At 66.8% G+C, this 6939-nt stretch carries 6 protein-coding genes and 2 pseudogenes; 6 read left to right on the top strand and 2 right to left on the bottom strand.

Annotated elements, in window-relative coordinates; genetic code table 11:
- Positions 1-138 precede the first annotated feature (138 nt).
- The 3 genes and pseudogenes from tnpA to ACIRVK_RS44990 form a co-directional block, all read left to right on the top strand.
- Positions 139-508 (top strand): annotated as a pseudogene (tnpA, locus tag ACIRVK_RS45000) (IS200/IS605 family transposase); the annotation flags it as partial.
- A 118-nt stretch (positions 509-626) separates the two neighbouring features.
- Positions 627-794, top strand: coding sequence for a hypothetical protein (locus tag ACIRVK_RS44995; RefSeq protein WP_404257889.1), 168 nt, complete (start codon positions 627-629; stop codon positions 792-794).
- Positions 795-2204 (top strand): ABC transporter ATP-binding protein, encoded by a 1410-nt coding sequence (locus ACIRVK_RS44990; protein WP_404257887.1) that lies wholly within the window; start codon positions 795-797, stop codon positions 2202-2204. It begins immediately after the preceding gene.
- A 126-nt stretch (positions 2205-2330) separates the two neighbouring features.
- Here ACIRVK_RS44990 and ACIRVK_RS44985 read toward each other — a convergent pair whose 3' ends face one another.
- Positions 2331-3548 (bottom strand): TDT family transporter, encoded by a 1218-nt coding sequence (locus ACIRVK_RS44985; protein WP_404257885.1) that lies wholly within the window; start codon positions 3546-3548, stop codon positions 2331-2333.
- A gap of 76 nt (positions 3549-3624) precedes the next feature.
- Between ACIRVK_RS44985 and ACIRVK_RS44980 the strand changes: the two genes are divergently transcribed.
- Positions 3625-4518 carry a LysR family transcriptional regulator gene (locus ACIRVK_RS44980; protein WP_404257883.1) on the top strand — a complete coding sequence of 298 codons (894 nt, stop codon included), beginning with the start codon at positions 3625-3627 and terminating at the stop codon, positions 4516-4518.
- Positions 4519-4599: 81 nt separating this feature from the next.
- Positions 4600-4800, top strand: a complete 201-nt coding sequence (locus ACIRVK_RS44975; protein WP_404257881.1) for a hypothetical protein — start codon at positions 4600-4602, stop codon at positions 4798-4800.
- A 35-nt stretch (positions 4801-4835) separates the two neighbouring features.
- On the opposite strand, the gene ACIRVK_RS44970 is transcribed toward ACIRVK_RS44975, so the two are convergent.
- A complete protein-coding gene (locus ACIRVK_RS44970) occupies positions 4836-5336 on the bottom strand; it encodes a helix-turn-helix domain-containing protein (RefSeq protein WP_404257879.1) in 501 nt (166 codons plus the stop codon).
- Between the two features lie 1363 nt (positions 5337-6699).
- Here ACIRVK_RS44970 and ACIRVK_RS44965 point away from each other — a divergent pair.
- Positions 6700-6939, top strand: a pseudogene (locus tag ACIRVK_RS44965) (transposase); the annotation flags it as partial.

The raw sequence follows: 6939 nt of genomic DNA, 5'->3' as shown, positions 1-6939 counted from the left end.
GCCGCATGCGCCTGGTCATCGATGAGCCGGACCTCGGCAGGGGACAACGCCAGTCGGGCACGGTGCCCGAACTGCCGCTTCACCAAACCGAGTTCGCCCATGAACGATCACCATACACGCTCGCCTCATATCACCACGATGGAACCCCAAACCCTGACATACACACCGGCACGTCACGTCGTTCACCACCTGCACGTGCATTTTGGTGTTCGTCACCAAGTACCTGCGCAAGGCCATGACGGACGCCATGCTGACGCGCTGCGATGAGATCATGCGCGAGGTCTGCACGCACTTCGAAGCCGACTTCAAGCAGTTCAACGGCGAGGAGGACCACGTGCACCTGCTCGTGCACTATCCGCCTAAAGTCCAGCGCTCCAAGCTGGTCAACTCCCTCAAGGGCGTCTCCGCCCGCCTGCTGCGCAAGGGGTACGACAGCCACGAACGCCGGTACCTGTGGGGCGGGCACTTCTGGTCCGGCTCGTACTTCGCCGGAAGCTGCGGCGGGGCGTCTCCGCCGTGCGAGGTCTCGACATCAGCGCCTGACCACGCTGCTGCGCAAGCGATACCGGCTGCGCTGGCGCCTTACCGTCACCGAGGAGTGGGCCGACCTGGCGTTCCACAACAAGGTGGTCAGGCTGCCCGCCGCGGTCGCGGACGAGCTGCGCTTTGTCGCCGGAAGCGGGAACGAGGGTGTGACAGCGAAGAACATCCCCGGAGATCTGGACGATCCGGGACGGCTGACCTTGATGCACACACTGGTGCGCGAGGGATTCCTCACGCTTGCCGATGGGTGAGTGAACGACGAGGGGATTGCGGTGACCGAGGAGTCGCAGCAGGAACAGCACGTCCCGTTGCGTCGGATCTTCAGGCTCTTCCGACCGTACAGCGCCAGGCGGGTTGTGGTGTTCGGCCTGATCGTGATGTCCGCGGTGATGTCACTGGTCTCGCCGTTCCTCCTGCGGCAGGTCATGGACGTGGCCCTGCCGCAGGGCAGAACCAGACTGTTGGCCGCGCTGACCGGCGGCATGGTGGGGCTGGCCGCCACGACCACGGTCACCGGTGTCGTTCAGTCCTATCTGTCGCTGTCGGTGGGCCAAGCCGTCATGAACGACCTGCGCAATGCGGTCTACACCCACCTGCATCGCAGGTCCCTGGCTTTTTTCACCCGCACCCGCGCCGGCGAGATGCAGTCGAGGATCGCCAACGACATCGGTGGGATGGCGGCGACGGTGACCACGGTCGCCACCACCATCGTGGGCAGCATCGCAAGTTTTGCCGGCAGCCTCATCGCGATGGTTGCTCTCGACTGGCGGCTGACGCTCGCGTCCCTGTTGATCCTTCCGATGTTCGCGTGGATCAGCCGCAGGGTCGGCGACGAGCGGCGAGAGATCACCCTCGAACGGCAGAAGCAACTGGCGTTGCTGTCGACCCTGGTGGAGGAGTCTCTCTCCGTGAACGGCTTCCTGCTCGCCAGGATCATGAACCGTACCGAGACCCTGACCCGGGAGTTCGCGCACCAGTCGCAGACCCTCACCCGGCTCACCGTACGCTCCAGCATGGCAGGCCGCTGGCGTCAGTCAGCCATCCAACTGGTCATGTCGGCAATGCCCATCCTGGTCTACGCGACGGCAGGCTTCACTGCCGATCACGGTCGGCTCGCCATCTCCCTGGGAACGCTCGTCGCCTTCACCACCCTCCAGCAGGGATTGTTCGGACCGACCGCTCAACTCCTCCAGGTTGGCGTCGCCGTCCAGAGCTCCCTGGCTCTGTTCCAAAGGGTGTTCGAATACCTGGATCTTCCCGTCGACGTTCCCGAACCCGTCCGCCCTGTGCCGCTTCGCAGGCCGCGCGGCCACCTCCGATTCGAGGGCGTCAGCTTCTCCTATGAAGACCGACCGATACTGCGCGACATCATCCTGGACATCCCCCCAGGCATGCACGTCGCCGTCGTCGGTCCGACCGGGGCCGGGAAGACCACCCTCGGCTACCTCGTACCCCGCCTCTACGATGCCACCTGCGGACGTATCACCATCGACGGCACGGACGTGCGCGACCTGTCCCATGCCACTTTGGCCGACGTCGTCGGCGTCGTCTCGAAGGACACCCACCTCCTCGGCCCGCTGGCGGCGCAGCACCATGATCTCGTGGCGCAGAAGTTTCGCATCCTTTGCGGTGACGCGGCGGAGCAGCCGGGCCCCTGCTGATCGGCCGGAAGACCTCGACCGCCGATAGAGGGGACGCCCGACAGGGCGTGACTCGCCAGGGTGCCCGTCAGCTCCGAGAACCATGAGGGCCTGAACGGGAACAGTCACGGACCCAGGCGTACAGGATCAGGTGCGGTCGGCCCTGATGGAGGCCGCTGGAACGGGTATGTTCGGCCAGGGGACGGTGCCGCCAGGGGTTGTTGGACAGCTTGCCCTCTGCAGCGCCTCCCGGTCCGGGACTTCCACTACTGCCCGGGCAGCACTGCTCTCGTGCTCCGCCCACACCGGGGGAGCCGGCAGCATGGGGCGCGTTACAAAAGCCCGGACCGTGCCGGCCGCGGCAGCCGCCCAGCCGACGAGGAGCCCGGCCATGGCGATGCTTGCGGCGACCTTGAACAAGGCGAGGGCGGTCACGGCCGCCAGGGCGCTGGTGCCGGTGGCGACGGTGCCCACCGGAAAGGTGAATGACCACCAGGTGGGGGCGAAGGGCAGTCCGGCACGGACCTGGCGTGCGGTCAGGGCGATGGCCAGGGCGGTCCACAGCACGGTGAAGCCCCAGACCGGGACGCCATAGCAGAGAGCGAGCATGCCCAGCGCGTGGCCGTAGGCCGGGACGACGGTCGGCGCCTCGGCACCGAGGTGATGCGCTGCGGTGGTCGACTGGCCGAGGAAGCCGAGAACGATCCAGACCGTCGGCGCCGTGGCCGGGGCGAGCGCGCCATGGCGGACCATGCGCTGCCACAGCTGGCTGAGGACCAGCAGGCCGCTGATCATCGTAAGGCCGAAGAAGGCGTAGCAGACCAGCAGCAGCGTCTCGCGAGGCTGACCGGCCGCCACGTGCCCCACCAGCGCGGCGCCGGTCGTGGCCGAGACCATCGGCGGCACCACCGGCATCAGCCAGCCGCCGGTGGCGCTGTCGTCGGCGACGTCGTGACGGGTGATCGCCCGGTAGGGCACGGCCACGGCTGTCCACAGTCCCAGGAGCGTGCCGGCCGTCCAGAGGGTGATGTCGAGGTCGACCGCGGCCGACCTCCCGATGAGGTGGTAGCCCACCGCGACGGCACCGGCGCCAACGGTCATCAGACCCATCGCCGGAGCGCCGTAGAAATGCGACATCACCGGGTCGTCGTACTGCCGGCGCAAGACGGCCCGCTCGGCCCGCCACTGCAGCATCATGACCGCCGTGATCGCCACGAGCAGGACGGCCGCGGCGAGCCAGAACACCAGGGCGATGGCGGTGGCACCGGGCACGCGGACGGGCAGCCCCTCGACGGCGACAGCGACGATGCCGGTGCCCATGACGGCGGCGTACCAGTTCGGACCATAGGGGATCGGGAGTCTCATGGCCCAAGCGTCATCTCCACGCGGCCGCCGCAGTAGGGACCACCTGGCTGTGGCATCACAGGGATAGCCTGTGACCATGCTGCCTGAACTCGCGTCCCTTCGCCTGCTCGTCGACGTCGCACGGCTGGGCAGCATCGGAGCGGCAGGGCGTGCCGCCGGAATCTCGCAGCAGTCGGCGTCGGAGCGACTTCGCGCGATGGAGGCGCAGACCGGCCTGGTCCTCGTGCAGCGCGCGCGCCGGGGCTCGGCCCTGACCCCGGCCGGGAAGCTGTTGGCGGAGTGGAGCATCGAACTCCTCGCGCGCGCGAACGAGATCGAGGTCGCCCTCGAGACCCTGCGCAGCGGCCGCTCGCAGGAACTGCGTGTGCACGCGTCGATGACCACCGCCGAATACCTGCTGCCCCGCTGGCTGGTGCGGCTGCGTCAGGTGCGTCACGTGTCGGTGAGTCTTCGGGCGGTCAACTCCGGGGAAGTGATCGCCGCAGTACGACGAGGGGAGGCCGACCTCGGCTTCGTCGAAGGCCCGGTGAATATCGACGGGCTGTCCACGGCCGTCGTCGGGATGGACGAGCTCGTGCTGGTCACAGCGCCCGACGACAAGTGGGCGCACCGGCGCACCGCGATCACAGCTGCTGAACTCGCCCGCCGGGCCCTGACCTGCCGGGAGCGGGGTTCCGGTACGCGCGCGGTCCTCGAAGAGGCCATGCTCCACGCCGGGCAGCACCTTGCTGACCCCGAGGTTGAGCTCGCCACCAACGCGGCGATCCTGGCCACCGTACGGGCCGGCGGACCTCCCGCCTTCGTGTCACGGCAGGCGGCCGCGGCCGAGCTGCACGTGGGGACACTGGTCGCGGTCCCCGTGTCAGGACTGGACCTGTCCCGGGAGTTTCGGGCCGCCTGGATCGGCGGCCCGCGGCCACCGGCCGGACCCGTCCGAGATCTCCTCGGCATCGCCCGCGCCGCACACTGACAGGTCGTTTCCCGTGGCGCTCGCTGGACCGGTTCGATCGACAGCAGTTGCGTGTCCCTGCGGTGGGAGAGCCTCCGTGGCATGAGCTGCGACCTGGCCGTGTGGGTGGGCGAGCAGGCGGCGGACTGCAGGGCCGCCGGCCGAGCCTTCACAGACCTCTACGACCGCTACGCCGGCACGGATGTGGATCATCCCCCGGCCGAGCGCATCACCGCGTACCTTGCCGCTCTCCTCGAGCGGTGGTGTGACGCTGCCGAGGACCAGGAGGACACCTCTTCCTGATCGACGGGCCTGGGCGAGGCCGGCGGCCCGCTCGTCTACTTCACCTGCACTGGAGCATGGCCGAGGGGGCTTCGGCCTGTGCGGCGGCGCTCGCGGACTCGACGGGGCTGGCCTGCTCCGGCCCCAGCACAACCGGCCCAGGCCCTGAGTAACTTCGTCAGACGCCGGTATCCGATCAGGGCGGCAGCCAGGTTGCCCAAGGCCAGGAAGCGCTCGGGCTTGCGCTCGTAGCCGGGTTGCCGCCGGTGGCAGCAGCCCAGAGCCAGCGGACCACGCTCCAACTCCCGCTCCAGCCTGGAGACCTGGACTTCGTTGAGCCGAGGTCTTCCCGGCGACCCCTTCGACAGAACCCCGGTCTCACCGCCCTCGCCCCAGGCCCGACGCCACCGCTCAACCGACCGCACACTGATCCGCAGGGCAGCGGCAACCTCCGCGTTCTTCTGCCCGCTCTCGAAACGCTCCATGGCCTGGAGCCGCAACCGCTCCCGCGTGGTTCTCTCGGCGTCGGTCAGTCCGCCGCCCTGCGCGTACCTCACACCCCAGGGCTACCGGTGCCGACACCCAACTGTCAGGCGAACGGCACCGACATCACCCAATCAAGTTCAGTAGGACTGGAGAGGACGGAATCCGGGCATGTAGATATTTTGAGTATGGTTGTCGCGGTTACTTCGGAGGTGCAAGTGGCTCTTGATTCCGCTTCGGGCTTAGCGGGTGCCATAGGAACTGTAGCGGCGGTGATCGTAGCTTTGTATTTGTCGATATGGCGCGAAGGTAGATGGCGGGCTGCTCTCGATGTCCTGGACTTCGAACCTTCACGAATCGGGGATCTGGTGGAGGTCGCCGCTTCGGATCACGAGTCGGCCTGGGTGCGGTTGCCTGTAGTGAACCATCCGCGGCGCCGAACAGCCCACGAGGTAGAGGTCACCCTTGAGAGCGTGGAGTCGCTAGGTAACGACACTCCGCTCGAACTTCGCCGCCGCCTGACAGGTGCTGCCGGGCGGCAGTTGAAGTGGGCTGATCGCCCTGACCGGACCCTGTCAATCCATCCTGGAGCTGCACGGCGGTTCGATCTTGTTCACGCCCGAATTTACCCGTCCGAGGGAGAACGGTACTGCCGCCTCACTTTTCGAGATCCAGGCCATGGAGAAGACGGACACGAGCGGGGATGGCGGGGAGTTTTGCCCGTTGGGTCCTATAGGGTAATTTTTTCTGTCGAAGCCTCCGATATTGACTCCAGGCAGTTCTCCTGCGTGATCAAATGGGCCGGGGGGCTCGATATAGAAGTTTCACCAGTGACGCGCATTGCGTAGCAGGTGCATCTTCCCAGCGTTTCGAACGCTGGAACTGACATGCTGAGTGGCTCTGCTTCGCATAGCAGGAGCGGATCACGGTCGATTCATTAACGGCTCCAAACATGATCTTGATGAAGTGCCGTGGTGGGCCGTGACTGGTGTGATGATTCGGCCGTTCGTCATGTGTGAGTACTCGGCCGTGGATCGTGGACGACGACTTTGTAGATGCTGATCGAGCCGTTGTTCCGCCGTGGCCGGAGAAGTCCCCAGGTCCGCGGCTGATGGCGGACCGGCTGTGTCTGCAGGGCATGCTGTATGTGCTCCGAAACGACATAGCATGACAACTCCTGGGACTGGAGCTGGGATTCGGCTCGGGGCGCCCCTGCTGGCGCCGTCGGGATCGCTGGCAGCAGGCCGGCGTCTTCGAGCAGATGCACCGCGTTCTGCTCGCCAAGTTGAACGTGGCCTGCGAACTCGACTGGTCCCGCTGCGTGTGTGGACGGATCCCACATCCATGCGAACCAGGGTGCTGACACTGATCCTTCACCGGTCGACCAGCGGAAATCGGGCAGCAAGCATCACTTGATCTGCGACGGACGGCACCCCGCTCAAGGTCATCACCACCGCGGCCAACGTCAACGACGTCACCCAGACTCTCACCCTGGTCGAGGGCATCCCGCCTGTGGCCGGACGGCCTGCCAGGCCACGCCGCCGCCCCGATTCACTGCTCGGCGACAAGGGCCACGACTCCACCCCGTTACCTTTCTCGTGGCCCCGCAAAAGGGGCGCCTGGCCCCCGGGTCCGGTATGGCTGTTTGCCCCCTGTCGAACGGATGACCTGGGGGGT

The sequence above is a fragment of the Streptomyces sp. NPDC101152 genome, from assembly GCF_044768275.1.
Taxonomy (GTDB): Bacteria; Actinomycetota; Actinomycetes; order Streptomycetales; family Streptomycetaceae; genus Streptomyces.
This window is presented reverse-complemented; position numbering and strand designations above follow the sequence as displayed.

Excerpts from the sequence above, each read along its gene's own strand:
- ACIRVK_RS44985 (WP_404257885.1), bottom strand. The coding sequence starts at position 3,548 with ATGAGACTCCCGATCCCCTATGGTCCGAACTGGTACGCCGCCGTCATG.
- ACIRVK_RS44980 (WP_404257883.1), top strand. The coding sequence starts at position 3,625 with ATGCTGCCTGAACTCGCGTCCCTTCGCCTGCTCGTCGACGTCGCACGG.
- ACIRVK_RS44975 (WP_404257881.1), top strand. The coding sequence starts at position 4,600 with ATGAGCTGCGACCTGGCCGTGTGGGTGGGCGAGCAGGCGGCGGACTGC.